Here is a 16,273-nt window from a genome sequence, read left to right as displayed (position 1 = left end):
GCCCGACGCCCGCCCGGAGGCGCCGGCGTCGAAAACCGCAACATTCGCGCGTCGAAAACCGGGGTTTTCGACGCGCGAATGTTGCGGTTTTCGTCCCCGGGAGGGGAGTCGCGGGGTTTCTGATCGGGTGGTGGGGTCCGGCCGGAGGGGTGGAGCAGAAAGAATCGCGCTCCTGCGGGGGCTTCCGGACGCCCGTGCGCAAGAGTTGGGCGCCAACTTCACCACTTCCAGTGTTCATCCGAACGCGGTGCGTGGGACCGGGAACATTCACAGCCAGAACTTTTCTGCCGGGGCCCGTGGGCTTCACCTCACCCCGGCGGCAGAAAACCGGCCGGAACCGCCGACTGTCCACAGAAAATCGATCCCCAGGGTTGACCAGCCCTTTTCCCCACCCCATCCACAAGCTGTGCACAGGCTGCCCACATGGTTCGGACCGGTTGCCAACAGAGTTCCCACAACTCTGCCCACAACCCGACGGGTGGAGAAGGCTCGATCCACCCGGGGATGGGTACAACCGGGGGTCCGACTGTGGATGGGGGTGTGGACAACTGGGGATGGTTGTGGAGGAACTCGATGCGGCCAGAAGTTGTCCACCACCCGGCTGTCGCAGTCCCCGGTTACTTCCAGTGGCCATCCACACCGGCGCAGGCCACTCGACCAGCCCAAACGACGGTTGTCCCCACAACTCACAGGCCTTACTACTACTGCGGACATTTCTTCTCTTTGAAGAAAAAAGAAAAAGAGAACTAGGGGCGGTGGATAAGTGGACAACTCCCGGCCTCCCGGCTCGATCCGGCTCGGACCGAGTGCCCAGACCCGGATGCGGAGATCCGTGAGCACGCTCTACGGTGGAACTCCCGCAGCGAGAAGCCCTTGCCCGAACTCCTCGCGAAGTTCAGGCCGTTCTCGATGCGGGTCGCTTCGCCCCCGATGCGGAGCACACCGAACCTTCCAGCCGCGCACGGCTCGACACAGTTCTCGGCAGCCGAGCCACGGCTGAAACCGAAAGGACACCCATGAAGATCCGCGTGGAGCGTGACGGTCTTGCCGACGCCGTCGCCTGGGTCGCGCGCAGCCTGCCGTCGCGGCCACCGGTTCCGGTGCTGGGCGGGGTGCTGCTCGATGCGAGTACCGGGGAAGCGCTGACCATTTCCGGCTTCGACTACGAGGTTTCGGCTCAGGTCACTATCGACGCCTCGATCGACGCCAGCGGCAAGACCCTGGTCTCCGGGCGCCTGCTGGCCGACATCACCAAAGCGCTGCCGGCGCGCCCGGTCGAGCTGACCGTCGACGGTTCCCGGGTGACGATCACCTGCGGCAGCTCGCGGTTCAGCCTGCCGACCATGCCGGTCGAGGACTACCCGGCGCTGCCGGAGATGCCCGAGCACGTCGGCTCGGTGCCCACCGACCTGTTCAGCGAGGCGGTCGGCCAGGTCGCCATCGCCGCCGGCAAGGACGACACCCTGCCGATGCTGACCGGCATCCGGATGGAGATCGACGCGGACAAGCTCACGATGGTGGCCACGGACCGGTTCCGGCTGGCCATGCGCGAGATCACCTGGGAGCCGGGCACCAGCATCGAGCCCACCCAGGTCCTGGTCCCGGCCAAGACGCTCGCGGACTCGGCCAAGACGCTGGGCGCCGGTGCGAGCAAGGTCGAGATCTCGCTGGCCTCCGGCGACGGACTGCTCGGCCTGTCCGGCACGAGCCGGCGGAACACCAGCCGCCTGCTGGACGCGGAGTTCCCCAAGTACCGCCAGCTGCTGCCCTCCGAGACCGCGCTGACCGCGAACATCGACGTCGCGCCGCTGGCCGAGGCGATCAAGCGCGTGTCGCTGGTCGCCGAGCGCGGCACGCAGGTCCGGCTCGAGTTCTCCGACCGCCTGCTGCGGCTGTCCGCCGGCGGTGACGACGAGGGCAGCGCCGAGGAAGAGCTGCCGATCGAGCTCGACGGCGGCGAGGAGCTGACCATCGCGTTCAACCCGGCCTACCTGCAGGACGGGCTCAGCGCGCTGAAGTCGGAGCGCGCCCAGCTGCAGTTCACCACCGCCAACCGACCGGCGTTGATCAAGCCGATCGGTGACGACGGCCAGGTCCAGGAGGGCTACCTGTACCTGTTGATGCCGGTCCGGCTGCCCGGCTGACGTCCGCCCCGATCGCGGCGGTCCGCCTCGGGGTGGTGCGCGGCTCACATCCGGCGCACCACCCGGGCGGCCGTCCGGGTCCGCGGTCGTAGGCTCCGGCCAGATCGATTCAGCGGGTTCGCCCGCAGCGCGGCCGGCCACGCGCCGACCTCCACAAGTCGACACACAGTTCGGATAGGGAGTTCCAGTGCAACTCGGGCTTGTCGGCCTCGGCCGAATGGGTTTCAACATGCGCGAGCGGCTGCGGGCCGCCGGTCACGAGGTCGTGGGGTACGACCGCAACCCGGACGTCAGCGACGCGGCGTCCGTGGCGGAGATGGTCGAGAAGCTGTCCGGTCCGCGGATCGTGTGGATCATGGTTCCGCACGGCGACCCGACCCGGCAGACCGTCGAGGAGCTGTCCGGGCTGCTGTCCGCCGGTGACCTGGTGATCGAGGGCGGCAACTCGAAGTTCACCGATGACCAGGCCAACGCCGCGCTGCTCGCCGAGAACGGCATCAAGTACGTCGACGTCGGTGTGTCCGGCGGCGTGTGGGGTGCGCGGAACGGCTACGGCCTGATGGCCGGTGGCGATGCCGAGGACGTCGAGCGCGCGATGCCGATCTTCGACGCGCTGCGCCCGGAGGGGCCGCGCGACCAGGGCTTCGCGCACTCCGGTCCGGTCGGGGCCGGTCACTACGCGAAGATGGTCCACAACGGCATCGAGTACGGCCTGATGCAGGCCTACGCCGAGGGCTTCGAGCTGCTCGCCGCCTCCGACGTGGTCACCGACGTGCCGGCCACGATCAAGGCCTGGAGCCAGGGCACCGTCGTGCGCTCCTGGCTGCTCGACCTGCTGGTCCGCGCCCTCGACGAGGACCCGGAGCTGGCCGAGCTGCGCGGTTACGTGCAGGACTCGGGCGAGGGCCGGTGGACCATCGAGGAAGCGATCAACAACGCGGTCCCGGCCCCGGTCATGACCGCCGCGCTCTACGCCCGGTTCGCCTCGCGCCAGGAGGACTCGCCCGCCATGAAGGCGGTCGCGGCGCTGCGCAACCAGTTCGGCGGGCACGCGGTCCAGAAGTCCGAGGGCTGACCTCCCGCTTCCCGGGGTGGGGTGGTTCCACGACGACTTCCCCACCCCGAGGACCGGGGATTTGTCGACAAGTCGCCTTGTCCCCGGCGGCCGCGGACGTCCGCGCTGGTCGCGGTCGCGGACCGGGTGTCCGGCCCAGGTGTCCGGTACGGCCGGACACGTCACTTCGGACGGTGCCGGACGGCGTGACCGCGCGTCCCGGCACGAACCCGCCCGGCAAGAACAACTAAGTTGGATCGCCGTGTACGTGCGCCATCTGCAGGTGAACGACTTCCGGTCGTGGCCCCTGGCCGACCTAGAGCTCGAACCCGGGGTCACCGTGCTGGTCGGCTCGAACGGTCAGGGCAAGACGAACCTGGTCGAGGCGGTCGGCTACGTCGCCACGCTCGGTTCGCACCGGGTCTCGAACGACGCGCCGCTGGTCCGCTACGGAGCGGGCCGGGCGGTGGTGCGGGCTGCGGTCGTGAACCACGGCCGGGAGCTGCTGGTCGAGCTGGAGATCACCCCGGGCAAGGCCAACCGCGCCCGGATCAACCGCGGCGCCGCGGGTAAGCCGCGCGACGTGCTGGGAATCCTGCGCACCGTGCTGTTCGCGCCGGAGGACCTGGCGATCGTGCGCGGTGACCCGGGTGAGCGCCGCCGGTTCATGGACGACCTGCTGGTCGCGCGGGCGCCGCGCTACGCCGGTATCCGCTCCGACTACGAGCGGGTGCTCAAGCAGCGCAGCGCGCTGCTGAAGTCGGCGGGTGCCGCGCGCCGGGGCGGGGGCAAGGCGGATCTGAGCACCTTGGCGGTCTGGGACGGTCACCTCGCGCGCTTCGGCGCCGAGCTGCTGGCCGGCCGGTTGTCCCTGGTGTCGGCGCTGGCCCCGCACGTGACCGCGGCCTACGCCAACGTCGCCGCGACCGACGAGGCGAGCACGCCCTCCGGCCGAGTCGCCGACCTGCGGTACCGCAGCAGCCTGGGGGAGTCGCTGCCGGAGCGCTACGGGGTGCCCGGGGGACCGGAGGTCCCGTGGGACGAGGCGGTGCCGGAGCTGGAGGCGGCGCTGCTCGCCGAGCTGGAGCGGGTCCGGCCGCAGGAGGTCGAGCGGGGCGTGTCGCTGGTCGGCCCGCACCGGGACGACCTGGACCTGCTGCTCGGCGAGCTGCCGGCGAAGGGCTACGCGAGCCACGGCGAATCGTGGTCGTTCGTGCTGGCGTTGCGGCTGGCTTCCTACCACCTGCTCACCGAGGATGGCGCGGAACCGGTGTTGATCCTGGACGACGTGTTCGCCGAGCTCGACCGGCGCAGGCGCTCCCGGCTCGCCGAGCTGGTCTCGGGAGCCGAGCAGGTCCTGGTGACGGCTGCGGTCGGGGAGGACGTCCCGCCGGAGCTCGCCGGTACCCGATTCGACGTCCGGGAAGGTGAGGTGCACCGTGCCGCCTGACGGAAACGGACGAAAAACTACACGCAGAGTGACGGCAACCACGGAGTCATCCGTGGAACTACCCACATCTGGGGATAACCCTGTGGATGGTGTGGATAACTCGAAGGCCACTCGCGGCACCGACGGCGCCTCCTTGCCCGGGATCGAAACCCCAGGCCAGGGCGTTGACGGCGGCGAGCTGGCGGGCCCGGACCTGGCTCGCGCGGCGCTGCAGGCCGCGCGCGAGCAGTCCGCGGCCAAGCGCAAGTCGAGGGGCGCCGCGGGCAAACCGGGCAAGCTGCGCACCGCCCGGAGGCGTCGCGGCTGGACCGGCGCCGGGCCCGACGACCGCGACCCGCAGCCGCTGGGCAGGCTCGCCGCCCGCATCGCCAAGGACCAGGGCTGGACCGAGCACCTCTCCGGGGGTCAGGTCTTCGCGCGGTGGAACTCGCTGGTCGGCGAGGAGATCGCCGAGCACACCAAGCCGGTGCAGCTCAAGGAGGGCGAGCTGACCGTGCAGGCGCAGTCCACTGCTTGGGCCACCCAGCTGCGGCTGTTGCAGCGGCAGATCCTCAAGCGCATCAGCGACGGGGTCGGGCGCGACGTGGTCAAGCGGATCAAGGTGCAGGGACCGGCGGCGCCGAGCTGGCGACACGGCCCGCGACACGTCTCCGGACGAGGCCCGAGGGACACCTACGGCTAGTAATCTCCGCGCTGCGCGACGTCGAGGGGCCGAACCGGAGGCCTCGGAGCGCAGGTGGGAATCGTCGGGCGGCCGATCGGCGCGGAGAATTCCGAGCGGGTCTCCACGGCTCTCCGATGGTGGATAGATCCGAGTTCTCGACTCTGTGAGCAAGCTAGGGGCGTCCTTGCCCCACTTCTGCGGCGGGGGACCAGTAGAATCGCAGTGGGTGTGACCCGACGCGCTCCCCGGTCGTGAGAGGCGAGGGGTCCTGACCGGGCCGCGCCGGGGTGCGGCGCCGGCAGCCGAGTCGCCCCGAAGTGGTCGCAGAGGTGCGCCGGAGCCGGTAACCGGGCCGGCATCGACCGATCACCGTGACAGCACAGTCGGCTTGAGGAGAAATCGAGGCCCGTGGCACCGAAGAAGAGCGAATACAACGCTTCATCCATCACCGTTCTTGAGGGCCTGGAGGCCGTCCGCAAGCGACCCGGCATGTACATCGGTTCCACCGGTGAGCGGGGTCTGCACCACCTGGTGTGGGAGGTCGTGGACAACTCGGTCGACGAGGCGATGGCCGGGTACGCGAGCAAGGTCGAGGTCACCCTGCTCGCCGACGGCGGCGTCCGGGTCACCGACGACGGCCGAGGCATCCCCGTCGACATCCACCCGGTGGAGAAGAAGCCGACCCTCGAGGTCGTGCTGACCGTGCTGCACGCGGGCGGCAAGTTCGGCGGCGACTCCTACGCCGTCTCCGGTGGTCTGCACGGCGTCGGCGTGTCGGTGGTCAACGCGCTGTCGACCGTCCTCGAAGCCGAGATCCACCGCGACGGTCACGTGTGGCGCCAGCGGTACGAGGACTCCAAGCCCGTCGCCGATGTGGAGAAGGGCGAGAAGACCTCCCGGACCGGCACCAGCATCACCTTCTGGGCCGACCCGACGATCTTCGAGACCACCACCTACAACGCCGAGACGGTCTCCCGGCGGCTGCAGGAGATGGCGTTCCTGAACAAGGGCCTGACCATCTCGCTGCGCGACGAGCGGGTGGAGGAGTCCGCGGAGGGCGAGGACGCCGAGGGCGCCCAGGCCAGGGTCAAGGAGCGGACCTTCCACTACCCGGGCGGCCTGGAGGACTTCGTCAAGCACATCAACGCGACGAAGGAGCCGATCCACAAGAAGGTCGTCGCCTTCAACGCCTCCGGCAAGGGGCACGAGCTCGAGGTCGCGCTGCAGTGGAACTCCGGCTTCAACCAGTCGGTGTACACCTTCGCGAACACGATCAACACGCACGAGGGCGGTACCCACGAGGAGGGCTTCCGGTCCGCGCTGACCCGCGTGGTCAACGCCTACGCCAAGGACAAGAAGCTGCTCAAGGAGAAGGACGGCAGCCTCACCGGTGACGACGTCCGCGAGGGCCTCGCCGCGATCGTGTCGGTGAAGGTCTCCGAGCCGCAGTTCGAGGGCCAGACCAAGACCAAGCTGGGCAACACCGAGGTCAAGTCGTTCGTGCAGACCACGGCGTTCGAGTGGCTGACCGACTGGTTCGAGCGCAACCCCGCCGACGCGAAGACGATCGTGAACAAGGCGGTGTCCTCGGCGCAGGCCCGCGTCGCGGCGCGCAAGGCCAAGGAGCTGGTCCGGCGCAAGAGCGCGATGGACATCGGCGGCCTGCCCGGCAAGCTCAAGGACTGCCAGTCCAACCAGCCCGACGAGTGCGAGCTCTACATCGTGGAGGGCGACTCCGCGGGCGGCTCGGCGAAGGAGGGCCGCGAGTCGCGCTTCCAGGCGATCCTGCCGCTCCGAGGCAAGATCATCAACGTCGAGAAGTCGCGGATCGACAAGGTCCTCAAGAACAACGAGGTCCAGGCGATCATCACCGCGCTGGGGACCGGCATCCACGACGAGTTCGACCTGTCCAAGCTGCGGTACCACAAGATCGTGCTGATGGCCGACGCCGACGTCGACGGCCAGCACATCCGGACCCTTCTGCTGACGCTGCTGTTCCGCTTCATGCGCCCGCTGATCGAGAACGGCCACGTGTTCCTCGCGCAGCCGCCGCTGTACAAGATCAAGTGGCCGCGCTCCGAGCCGGAGTACGCCTACAGCGACAAGGAGCGCGACGCGCTGCTCGCCCAGGGCGCGGCCGACGGCCGGAAGCTGCCCAAGGACGACGGCATCCAGCGCTACAAGGGTCTCGGCGAGATGAACGCCGACGAGCTCTGGGAAACCACGATGAACCCCGAGTCCCGGCTGCTGCTGCAGGTGTCGCTGGACGACGCGGCCACCGCGGACGAGCTGTTCAGCGTGCTGATGGGCGAGGACGTCGAGGCCCGCCGCTCGTTCATCACCCGCAACGCCAAGGACGCCGGCTTCCTGGACGTGTGAGCCGCGCGCAGGTCACCCACCGAACTCTCCGAACCAGCAAGGGAAGAGCATGACGGACATCCTGCCGCCGGAGCATGGCCGGGTCGAGCCGGTCGAACTCCAGCAGGAGATGCAGAACTCCTACATCAACTACGCGATGAGCGTCATCGTCGCCCGCGCCCTGCCGGACGTGCGCGACGGTCTCAAGCCGGTGCACCGGCGCGTGCTCTACGCGATGTACGACTCGGGCTTCCGCCCGGATCGCGGGTACGTGAAGTGCTCCCGCGTCGTCGGCGACGTGATGGGCAACTACCACCCGCACGGTGACTCGGCGATCTACGACACCCTGGTCCGCCTGGCCCAGCCCTGGTCGATGCGGCACCCGCTCATCGACGGCCAGGGCAACTTCGGCTCGCCGGGCAACGACCCGGCCGCCGCCATGCGATACACCGAGTCGCGGCTTGCCCCGTTGGCGATGCACATGCTCGCCGACATCGAAGAGGACACCGTCGACTTCTCCGACAACTACGACGGGCGCACCCAGGAACCCGACGTGCTGCCGTCGCGGTTCCCGAACCTGCTGGTCAACGGCGGTGGCGGCATCGCCGTGGGCATGGCGACCAACATCCCGCCGCACAACCTGCGCGAGGTCGCCGACGGCGTCGTCTGGGCTCTGGAGAACCCCGACGCCGACGACGAGCAGCTGCTCGAAGCGATGATGGAGCGGATCAAGGGACCGGACTTCCCGACCCGGGGTCTGGTGCTGGGCACCAACGCGATCGCCGACGCCTACCGGACCGGTCGCGGCTCCATCAAGATGCGGGCCGTCGTCGCCGTCGAGGAGGACAGCAAGGGGCGCACCACGCTGGTCGTCACCGAGCTGCCGTACCAGGTCAACCCGGACAACCTCATCGAGAACATCGCGGGGATGCACCGGGAAGGCAAGATCACCGGCATCTCCGACATCGCCGACGAGTCCAACAGCCGGCGCGGCATGCGGATCGTGATCACCCTCAAGCGGGACGCGATCCCGAAGGTGGTCCTCAACAACCTCTACAAGCACACCCAGCTGCAGACGACCTTCGGCGTCAACATGCTGGCGCTGGTCGACGGCGTGCCGCGCACGCTGCGCCTCGACCAGGTGATCCGGTACTACGTCAAGCACCAGATCGAGGTCATCGTCCGCCGGACCCGGTTCCGGCTGCGCAAGGCCGAGGAGCGGGCCCACATCCTGCGCGGTCTGGTCAAGGCGCTGGACATGCTCGACGAGGTCATCGCGCTGATCCGCCGCTCGCCGACGGTGGACGACGCGCGCACCGGCCTGATCGAGCTGCTCGACGTCGACGAGATCCAGGCCAACGCGATCCTGGAGATGCAGCTGCGCCGCCTGGCCGCCCTGGAGCGCCAGAAGATCATCGACCAGCTGGCCGAGATCGAGCGGGAGATCGAGGACCTCAAGGACATCCTCGACAAGCCCGAGCGGCAGCGGCAGATCATCCGCGACGAGCTGATGGAGATCGTCGACAAGTACGGCGACGACCGCCGCACGAAGATCGTCCCGTTCGAGGGCGAGGTCTCGATGGAGGACCTCATCGCCGACGAGGACGTGGTCGTCACGATCACCCGCACCGGCTACGCCAAGCGGACCCGCACCGACCTGTACCGGGCCCAGAAGCGCGGCGGCAAGGGCGTGCAGGGCGCGGCGCTGAAGCAGGACGACATCGTGTCGCACTTCTTCGTCTGCTCCACGCACGACTGGATCCTGTTCTTCACCAACAAGGGCCGGGTCTACCGCGCGAAGGCGTACGAGCTGCCGGAGGCCAACCGGACCGCGCGCGGTCAGCACGTGGCCAACCTGCTGGCGTTCCAGCCGGACGAGCAGATCGCCCAGGTCATGCAGATCAAGGACTACACCGCGGCGCCGTACCTGGTGCTGGCGACCAAGAACGGTCTGGTCAAGAAGTCCCGTTTGACGGACTTCGATTCCAACCGATCGGGTGGTCTTATCGGCGTGAACCTGAAGGACGAGGACGAACTCGTCGGCGCCGTGCTGTGCTCGGCCGACGACGACCTGCTGCTGGTGTCGGCGGAAGGCCAGTCGATCCGGTTCCACGCCTCCGACGAGGCGCTCCGGCCGATGGGCCGGGCCACCTCGGGCGTGCTGGGCATGCGGTTCAACTCCGGTGACGAGCTGCTCGCGATGGGTGTGTGCCGCGATGACCGGTACGTCCTGGTCGCCACCGCGGGCGGTTACGCGAAGCGGACGCCCATCGAGGACTACCCGGTCCAGGGGCGTGGCGGAAAGGGCGTGCTGACTCTCCAGTACGACCGCAAACGTGGCAGGCTTGTGGGGGCGCAGATCGTCGAGCTGGAGGACGAGCTCTACGCCATCACCTCGTCCGGCGGGGTCATCCGCACCACCGCCAAGGAGGTGCGCAAGGCCGGTCGCCAGACCAAGGGCGTCCGCCTGATGAACCTCGACGAGGGGACGACGCTGCTGGCGGTGGCGCGCAACGCCGACGAGGCAGCGGATCCGGACGCCGCGCCGGAGCCCAAGCAGGCGTGAGCCCGCGCGGGTCGCGCTGAAGAACTGAACATGCCGTGGTATCCCACGGGGCACATCGACGCCGACGATCACCGAAGGATCGCTCGTGACTAGTTCCGAGAAGCCGGAGTCCTCGGACCCGCAGCAGGATGCGGGCCGGACTTCGGTCAGCACCCAGACAGTCGACGACAAGGTCTCCACGACCGGTTCTGAGGCTGCTGCCTCTGCGGACGGGACCGAGGAGTCCGGCTCTACCGCCGAGCCCACGACCGCCGACAGCGGTGCCGGCGAGCGCGCCGACGAGCTCGACGGCACCGACTCGCCGCCGCCGTGGCAGCGCGGCACCGCCACCGCCGCGGACGATTCCGACGGCGGTGCGGAGTCGAGCAGCCTCTCGGGTTCGCTGGCGGCGGGTGCCCTCGGCGGCACCGCCGGTGCGTCCGCGTCGTCGAACAGCGGCGTGGAGGACACGCAGACGATCCCGAAGGCGGTCACCGATCAGGAGACGGTCCGCACGCAGATCCCGCAGGCCTCGCGCACCCAGGTGTCCTACACCGGTGCCGGGGCCGGCGCGGGAGCGGGAACGCAGCAGCGCAGCACTCCCGGCGCCTCCGCGCGTCGCCCCAGCCGGGGCCCGCGGCGGGCGAGCCTCCAGGTCAAGCGGCTCGACCCGTGGTCGGTGCTGAAGCTGGCCCTGGTGCTCAGCGTCGCGCTGTTCTTCGTGTGGATGATCGCCGTCGCGGTGCTCTACGGCGTGCTCGACGGCATGGGCGTCTGGGACCAGCTCAACGGCACCTTCACCGAGCTCACCCAGCCCGACGACGCGGTCAACGAGCCGCTGATCAGCGCGGGCAGGGTCTTCGGCGTCGCCTCGATCATCGGTGCGATCAACATCGTCCTGATCACCGCGCTGGCGACGGTGGCCGCGTTCATCTACAACGTGGCGGCCGACTTCGCCGGCGGCATCGAGATCACGCTGTCCGAGCGCGAGTGACTCGCTGACCGTGCCGTGGCGGCGTTTTCCGAGGTCGGGGAGCGCCGCCACGGCACCGGCGGGACGAGGTGACCCCCCGTGACGCGGGCCGGGGACCGTCCTGTAATGTTTGCAGCACAACGAACGAGGGCCTATAGCTCAGGCGGTTAGAGCGCTTCGCTGATAACGAAGAGGTCGAAGGTTCAAGTCCTTCTAGGCCCACTCGGGAAGTTTTCCCTTTCTCCACAGACTCGAACATCACTGGCATGGATGCCACGTAGGAGGCGACCGGAATGAAGAAGCTGCTCGCACTCGCCGCAGTTGCCGGAGTCGTGCTGTTCGTCGTCCGTCGCAACAAGGCCGCCAAGGCCGAGGCCGACCTCTGGCGCGAGGCCACCGCCGAGGCCTGATCCTCAGGCCGGGGGCCCTGACCTCCGCCGCCATTGGGGGACGTAGCTCAATTGGCAGAGCACCGCCTTTGCAAGGCGGGGGTTAGGGGTTCGATTCCCCTCGTCTCCACGCAGCGATTCGAACGCCCTGCTCAACGCAGGGCGTTTTCGCTTTTGACCGCTCCGTCATCATCCGGGTGCGTCAGTTCCCCGGGCCTGGTCATCGACCAGCGGTTTCGTGCTCTCGTGATGCCACTGACTTCGCAGTAGTCGGTGGATGCACTCGCTATTAATGCTGAGCGTGGAAAAGCCGGGCCGTCGGGCCCGGCTTCGCGGTGCTGCTGGTCAGTGGGTTGGTGGCGTTGACCTGCGGGTTTCCACCTTCTCCTGGTGGCCGTCCGTCTCCGCGGGGGCGCGGTGGCGGGGTTGCGGGGCGCCCGGGGTGTGGGCGTCCCAGGGCTCGTCCTCCGCCGTCGCCAGCGGGAGCTCCTCCGGGCGGCGGGTCAGGGCGATCGCCGCTGCGGCCGCGCCCAGGAGCATCAGCACCAGCAGCGCCCACGGCCAGCGGCGGTGCTTCTTGGCCGGGGTCGGGTCGATCCGGGCCGCCAGCTTCTTGCGGGATTCCTTCGTGCGCTTCTCCCACGCCTTGCGGGCCTGCTTGGCCTGCTTGGCGAGCTCCTTGCGGGACTTGCCGGTGGCGCGCTGGGCGATGAGCTCCTGCAGCTCCTCGGTCGAGTAGCCGCGCTGGGCGAGCTCCTGCTCAGCTCGCGCCGCCGCCTGCTTGGAGAGCACCGCACCGGTCTCGCCCGCGCGCTTCGCGCCGTGGCGGGCCTGCTTGATGCCGGTGCCGACCGCCTTGCCCACGGTCTCGCCGGCCCTGGCCATCGCCTTCACTTCATCCATCGCCTGTTGACCTCCTCGGCCTGGCTTCTTCCACCAGATCGGGTTTCCCGGGATGAGCTCACGCCAATCGCCCGCCCGGCTCCGGAGCGTGGGAGAGCCGGGTAAAGGGCGCGGACCCGCCCATACTGCACCCAGACACCGCAATCGGCCCGCTCGATGGCAGGATGGTCGGGTGGCTGAAGACAACGGATCGCTCGTTGGGACGAAGTTGACCGCGACCCTGCACACCTCGCAGGGCGACATCCGGATCAACCTGTTCCCCGACCAGGCGCCCAAGACCGTGAAGAACTTCGTGGGCCTCGCCGAGGGACCCAGGAATACACGGAGCCGAACGCCAAGGGCGAACGCTCCGGGCCGTTCTACGACGGCGTGATCTTCCACCGGGTCATCGAAGGTTTCATGATCCAGACCGGTGACCCGACGGGCACCGGCCGGGGTGGCCCCGGATACCAGTTCGCGGACGAGTTCCACCCCGAGCTGCAGTTCACCAAGCCCTACCTGCTCGCGATGGCCAACGCGGGGCCGAACACCAACGGCTCGCAGTTCTTCGTGACCGTGGCGGCGACGTCGTGGCTGAACTACAAGCACACCATCTTCGGCGAGGTCGCGGACCAGGCGTCGCGCGAGGTCGTCGACACGATCGCCGGCACGGCGACCGGTCGCAACGACCGCCCGGTCAACGACATCGTCATCGAGAAGGTTTCGATCGAGCGCGGCTGACAGCGCCCGGGAAAGCAGGTCTCACCCGTGACTGTGCCACCCGGAACGACGCCCGGACCGGACGGGGCGCCGCCGCAGTTACCGACGTGCGTGCGGCACCCCGACCGGCCGACCGGCCTGCGTTGCACCCGGTGCGAACGCCCGGCCTGCCCGGAGTGCCTGCGCGACGCCTCCGTCGGGCAGCAGTGCGTCGACTGCGTCCGCGAGGCGGGCGCGTCGGTGCGGCGGCCGGTGACGGTCGCCGGAGCGCGGCTGCGCGACAAGCCGATCCTGGTGCCGCTGCTGATCGCGGCGAACGTCGTCGCCTACGTGGCCACCGCCGTCCAGGCGGGCAACTTCGGCGCGAACTACCACTCGAACCTGTTCATCGACTACGCCCTGGTGCCGATCACGGTGGCGGGCGGTCAGTGGTGGCGGCTGGTCACCTCGGGCTTCCTGCACATCGGCGTGGTGCACCTGGTGATGAACATGCTCGCGCTGTGGGTGATCGGGCGGGACCTGGAGCTGCTGCTCGGTCGCGCGCGGTTCGCCGCGGTCTACGGGTTGTCGCTGCTCGGCGGCAGCGCCGCGGTGTTCCTGCTGGGAGCGGGCGACAGCCCGGTGGCCGGTGCGTCGGGTGCGGTCTACGGCCTGATGGGCGGTATCGCGGTCGCCGCGCTGAGGCTCAAGGTGAGCCTGCGGCCGGTGGTCACCGTGATCGCGCTGAACATCGTGGCCAGCGTGCTCATCCCCGGCATCTCGCTGCTCGGGCACATCGGCGGGCTGATCCTCGGCGCCGCGTCGACGGCCGCCCTGGTCTACGCGCCGCGCGAGCGCCGCAACCTCGTCCAGGCCGGTGCGCTGATCGGGTTGCTGGTGGTGCTGCTGGTCGTGCTGTTCGTCCGCGACACCGGCTACGGCGACCTGTCCTGCGTCGGCTCCGGCTACGAGGTCGCCTGCGGCTGACGGATCACCTGCGCCCGAATTAGCCTGCGCAGGGCTCACCTGCGCAGGGCGTGCAGGGCGTCGGCCGCGGTGTAGGGGTCCTCGCCCAGGTCGAGGCGGGTGAGGACCGTGAGGTCCGGGTCCGCGTCGAGCTCCAGGCTGGCGCTGGTCAGGCCCAGCCTGCGGGTCTCCCGGACGCGGATGGTGACCTGGTCCCACGCGAAGTGCCTGCGGCCGGTCAGCGTGCGCACCGTGATGCCGGTGGCGTCGGCCTGCAGCCGGGGCCGGCAGAGCGTGCCGAACAGCGACGCGGCCAGCAGCGCCAGCGCGAGCACGCCCGCGAAGAGCCGGTCGGGCGGGCTGTCGGCGAGGATCGCCCAGGTCAGCGCGCCCGCGGCGAGCACCCAACCGCAGCCGACCAGGGCCGCCGGCGGTCCCCAGCGCTTCGCGTCCATCGTTGTCCACCCGCTATCGACGAGTTATCCACAGGACTTATCCCCACTGGGGACTAGTTACACACGTGTGTTTCGCTGACCGTCTGTCAAGACGGCGATGGGATGAGTGAGCTCCGAAGGAGTTCACCCCTTCGGAGCTCGTGCACGAAGCGTCGTGGTGCCCCGCGCGTCCTCGGCGCTCGAATTGCGCGTCCGGCCGACCGGCCTTACGACGCGGTCGAGGCCGGTGGACACCGCAGGTCAGCGGGTCGAGTCAGCGCCACCGCATGGTCATCAGCAGGCCGACGATCATGAACGCGAAGCCCACGGCGAAATTCCACCCGCCCAGGTCGCTCATGAATCCGATCTTGTCGCCCGCGATGTAGTTGACGACCAGCCAGAGCAACCCGATGATCATCAGGCCGAGCATGACGGCGACGTAGATCGGGTGCGACGGGCCGACGGCCTTCGCCTTCACCGGCGTGCGGCGATCGACAGCCGGGTTGGAGTCGTCCTTCTTGCGGACCTTGGACTTCGGCATAGGTGTCCTCGCCAGGTGATGCGGCACCGCCGTTCCGCGACATCACCCGATCCAGGGGCGGCGGAACGGCTCCTCTTCCACCTACCACGTTAACGTAATCACAGCGCTGATCGAGCACCCCTCGCAAAGCCGTGACCGGAGAGGAACGTCGTGGTTTCGTCCGTGCAGAGCCCGCCCCAGTCGCCGCCGCCGGAGCGGAGCCGGGTGCACGCCGTGATCCGGGTCGTCGGCGAGCTGATGATCACCGTCGGACTGGTGCTGCTGCTGTTCGTCTTCTACGTCGTCTACGTGACCGACCTGTTCACGGCGCGGGACCAGGCCAGCGCGACGGGCCGGATGCACGACCGGTGGCAGGCCCAGCAGCTGCACCCGATCGCCGAGCCACCGCCGCCCGCGCACGGCGCCGGGTTCGCCCAGCTCTACCTGCCGACGTTCGGGCCGGACTTCGACTTCACCGTCCTGGAGGGCACCGACCTCAAGACGCTCGCCCGCGGTCCCGGGCACTACGCCGGCACGGCCTGGCCGGGGGAGCAGGGCAACTTCTCGGTCGCCGGGCACCGGATCGGGCGCGGCGCGCCGTTCAACGAACTGAACGAGCTGCCCTCGTGCGCGCCGATCGTCGTGGAGACCGCGACCCACTGGTACGTCTACCGGGTGCTGCCGATGGGCGACGAGGTCGCGAGCTGGAACGGGCGCGGCGGCGACCCCCGCTGCCAGGGCGTCGCGCCGATCCCCGCGCCCTACGACCACGTCGTCGGCAGGCACGTCGTCCGGCCCGCGCAGGGCGAGGTGATCTTCCCCGTGCCCGGGGTGGAGCCGGCGGCGGTCCCGCGCGAGCAGCAGACCCGGCTGATCACCCTGACCACCTGCAACCCGGAGTTCTCCGCGCGGGAGCGGCTGATCGTCCACGGCGTGCTCACCAAGCAGTACCCCAAGGTCGCCGAGCACCCCGACCTGCGACCCCCGGAACTGGAGGAGCGCTGATGTACGCGTGGATCTGGCGGCACCTGCCCGGCCCGTTCCCGGCCAAGGCGCTGATCGCGCTGGTGCTCATCGCCGCGGTCGTGGCGCTGCTGCTGTTCGTGGTGTTCCCCTGGGCCGAGCCGATCCTGCCGTTCAACGACGTCACCACCGGCTGACCGGGTAAATCCCTTGTCGGGACCGCGTACCCTGA

Annotated in this window: 13 protein-coding genes, 2 tRNA genes and 2 pseudogenes; 14 read left to right on the top strand and 3 right to left on the bottom strand. The window is 69.2% G+C overall.

Annotated features, from left to right (window positions below):
• The first annotated feature begins 1,016 nt into the window (after positions 1 to 1,016).
• The 10 genes and pseudogenes from dnaN (at position 1,017) to REH65_RS17455 (ending at position 11,707) form a co-directional block, all read left to right on the top strand.
• Positions 1,017 to 2,144, top strand: coding sequence for a DNA polymerase III subunit beta (gene dnaN, locus REH65_RS17500; RefSeq protein WP_281457621.1), 1,128 nt, complete (start codon positions 1,017 to 1,019; stop codon positions 2,142 to 2,144).
• A 187-nt stretch (positions 2,145 to 2,331) separates the two neighbouring features.
• Positions 2,332 to 3,219, top strand: coding sequence for a phosphogluconate dehydrogenase (NAD(+)-dependent, decarboxylating) (gene gnd, locus REH65_RS17495; protein ID WP_281457622.1), 888 nt, complete (start codon positions 2,332 to 2,334; stop codon positions 3,217 to 3,219).
• Between the two features lie 241 nt (positions 3,220 to 3,460).
• On the top strand, positions 3,461 to 4,648 hold the full coding sequence (gene recF / locus REH65_RS17490; protein WP_406688342.1) for a DNA replication/repair protein RecF: 1,188 nt from the start codon (positions 3,461 to 3,463) through the stop codon (positions 4,646 to 4,648).
• 133 nt (positions 4,649 to 4,781) lie between these two features.
• A complete protein-coding gene (locus REH65_RS17485) occupies positions 4,782 to 5,330 on the top strand; it encodes a DciA family protein (protein ID WP_281458921.1) in 549 nt (182 codons plus the stop codon).
• A 390-nt stretch (positions 5,331 to 5,720) separates the two neighbouring features.
• A complete protein-coding gene (gene gyrB / locus REH65_RS17480; protein WP_406688341.1) occupies positions 5,721 to 7,691 on the top strand; it encodes a DNA topoisomerase (ATP-hydrolyzing) subunit B in 1,971 nt (656 codons plus the stop codon).
• Positions 7,692 to 7,740: 49 nt separating this feature from the next.
• Positions 7,741 to 10,236 (top strand): DNA gyrase subunit A, encoded by a 2,496-nt coding sequence (gene gyrA / locus REH65_RS17475; protein ID WP_281458882.1) that lies wholly within the window; start codon positions 7,741 to 7,743, stop codon positions 10,234 to 10,236.
• A gap of 85 nt (positions 10,237 to 10,321) precedes the next feature.
• A complete protein-coding gene (locus REH65_RS17470) occupies positions 10,322 to 11,209 on the top strand; it encodes a DUF3566 domain-containing protein (protein WP_406688340.1) in 888 nt (295 codons plus the stop codon).
• A 127-nt stretch (positions 11,210 to 11,336) separates the two neighbouring features.
• A tRNA-Ile gene (locus tag REH65_RS17465) sits at positions 11,337 to 11,410 on the top strand.
• A 71-nt stretch (positions 11,411 to 11,481) separates the two neighbouring features.
• A pseudogene (locus REH65_RS17460) lies at positions 11,482 to 11,589 on the top strand (DLW-39 family protein); the annotation flags it as partial.
• A gap of 45 nt (positions 11,590 to 11,634) precedes the next feature.
• Positions 11,635 to 11,707: transfer RNA gene (locus REH65_RS17455), tRNA-Ala, on the top strand.
• A gap of 215 nt (positions 11,708 to 11,922) precedes the next feature.
• On the opposite strand, the gene REH65_RS17450 is transcribed toward REH65_RS17455, so the two are convergent.
• Positions 11,923 to 12,480 (bottom strand): hypothetical protein, encoded by a 558-nt coding sequence (locus REH65_RS17450; protein ID WP_281458884.1) that lies wholly within the window; start codon positions 12,478 to 12,480, stop codon positions 11,923 to 11,925.
• Between the two features lie 172 nt (positions 12,481 to 12,652).
• Here REH65_RS17450 and REH65_RS17445 point away from each other — a divergent pair.
• A pseudogene (locus REH65_RS17445) lies at positions 12,653 to 13,200 on the top strand (peptidylprolyl isomerase).
• Positions 13,201 to 13,227: 27 nt separating this feature from the next.
• Complete coding sequence (locus REH65_RS17440) at positions 13,228 to 14,145, top strand: rhomboid family intramembrane serine protease (protein ID WP_281458885.1); 918 nt, start codon at positions 13,228 to 13,230, stop codon at positions 14,143 to 14,145.
• Between the two features lie 35 nt (positions 14,146 to 14,180).
• On the opposite strand, the gene REH65_RS17435 is transcribed toward REH65_RS17440, so the two are convergent.
• Together REH65_RS17435 and crgA are read right to left on the bottom strand one after the other, a co-directional pair.
• A complete protein-coding gene (locus REH65_RS17435) occupies positions 14,181 to 14,579 on the bottom strand; it encodes a PH domain-containing protein (RefSeq protein ID WP_406688339.1) in 399 nt (132 codons plus the stop codon).
• 253 nt (positions 14,580 to 14,832) lie between these two features.
• On the bottom strand, positions 14,833 to 15,099 hold the full coding sequence (crgA, locus tag REH65_RS17430) for a cell division protein CrgA (RefSeq protein WP_093419552.1): 267 nt from the start codon (positions 15,097 to 15,099) through the stop codon (positions 14,833 to 14,835).
• A gap of 162 nt (positions 15,100 to 15,261) precedes the next feature.
• On the opposite strand from crgA, the gene REH65_RS17425 reads away from it, so the two are divergent.
• Together REH65_RS17425 and REH65_RS17420 are read left to right on the top strand one after the other, a co-directional pair.
• Entirely contained in the window at positions 15,262 to 16,083 is an 822-nt protein-coding gene (locus REH65_RS17425; protein ID WP_406688338.1) for a class E sortase, read from the top strand.
• The gene (locus tag REH65_RS17420) at positions 16,083 to 16,238 is read left to right on the top strand and encodes a hypothetical protein (RefSeq protein WP_281458888.1); all 156 of its coding nucleotides are present in this window, start codon (positions 16,083 to 16,085) and stop codon (positions 16,236 to 16,238) included. The genes REH65_RS17425 and REH65_RS17420 overlap by 1 nt, the downstream gene beginning before the upstream one ends.
• Positions 16,239 to 16,273: the final 35 nt, after the last annotated feature.

It is taken from the genome of Saccharopolyspora sp. ID03-671 (genome assembly GCF_045278815.1).
In the GTDB taxonomy this organism is placed as follows: Bacteria; Actinomycetota; Actinomycetes; order Mycobacteriales; family Pseudonocardiaceae; genus Saccharopolyspora; species Saccharopolyspora ipomoeae.
Note: the sequence above shows the minus strand (reverse complement) of the source record. Positions and strands in the feature narration are given on the sequence as shown.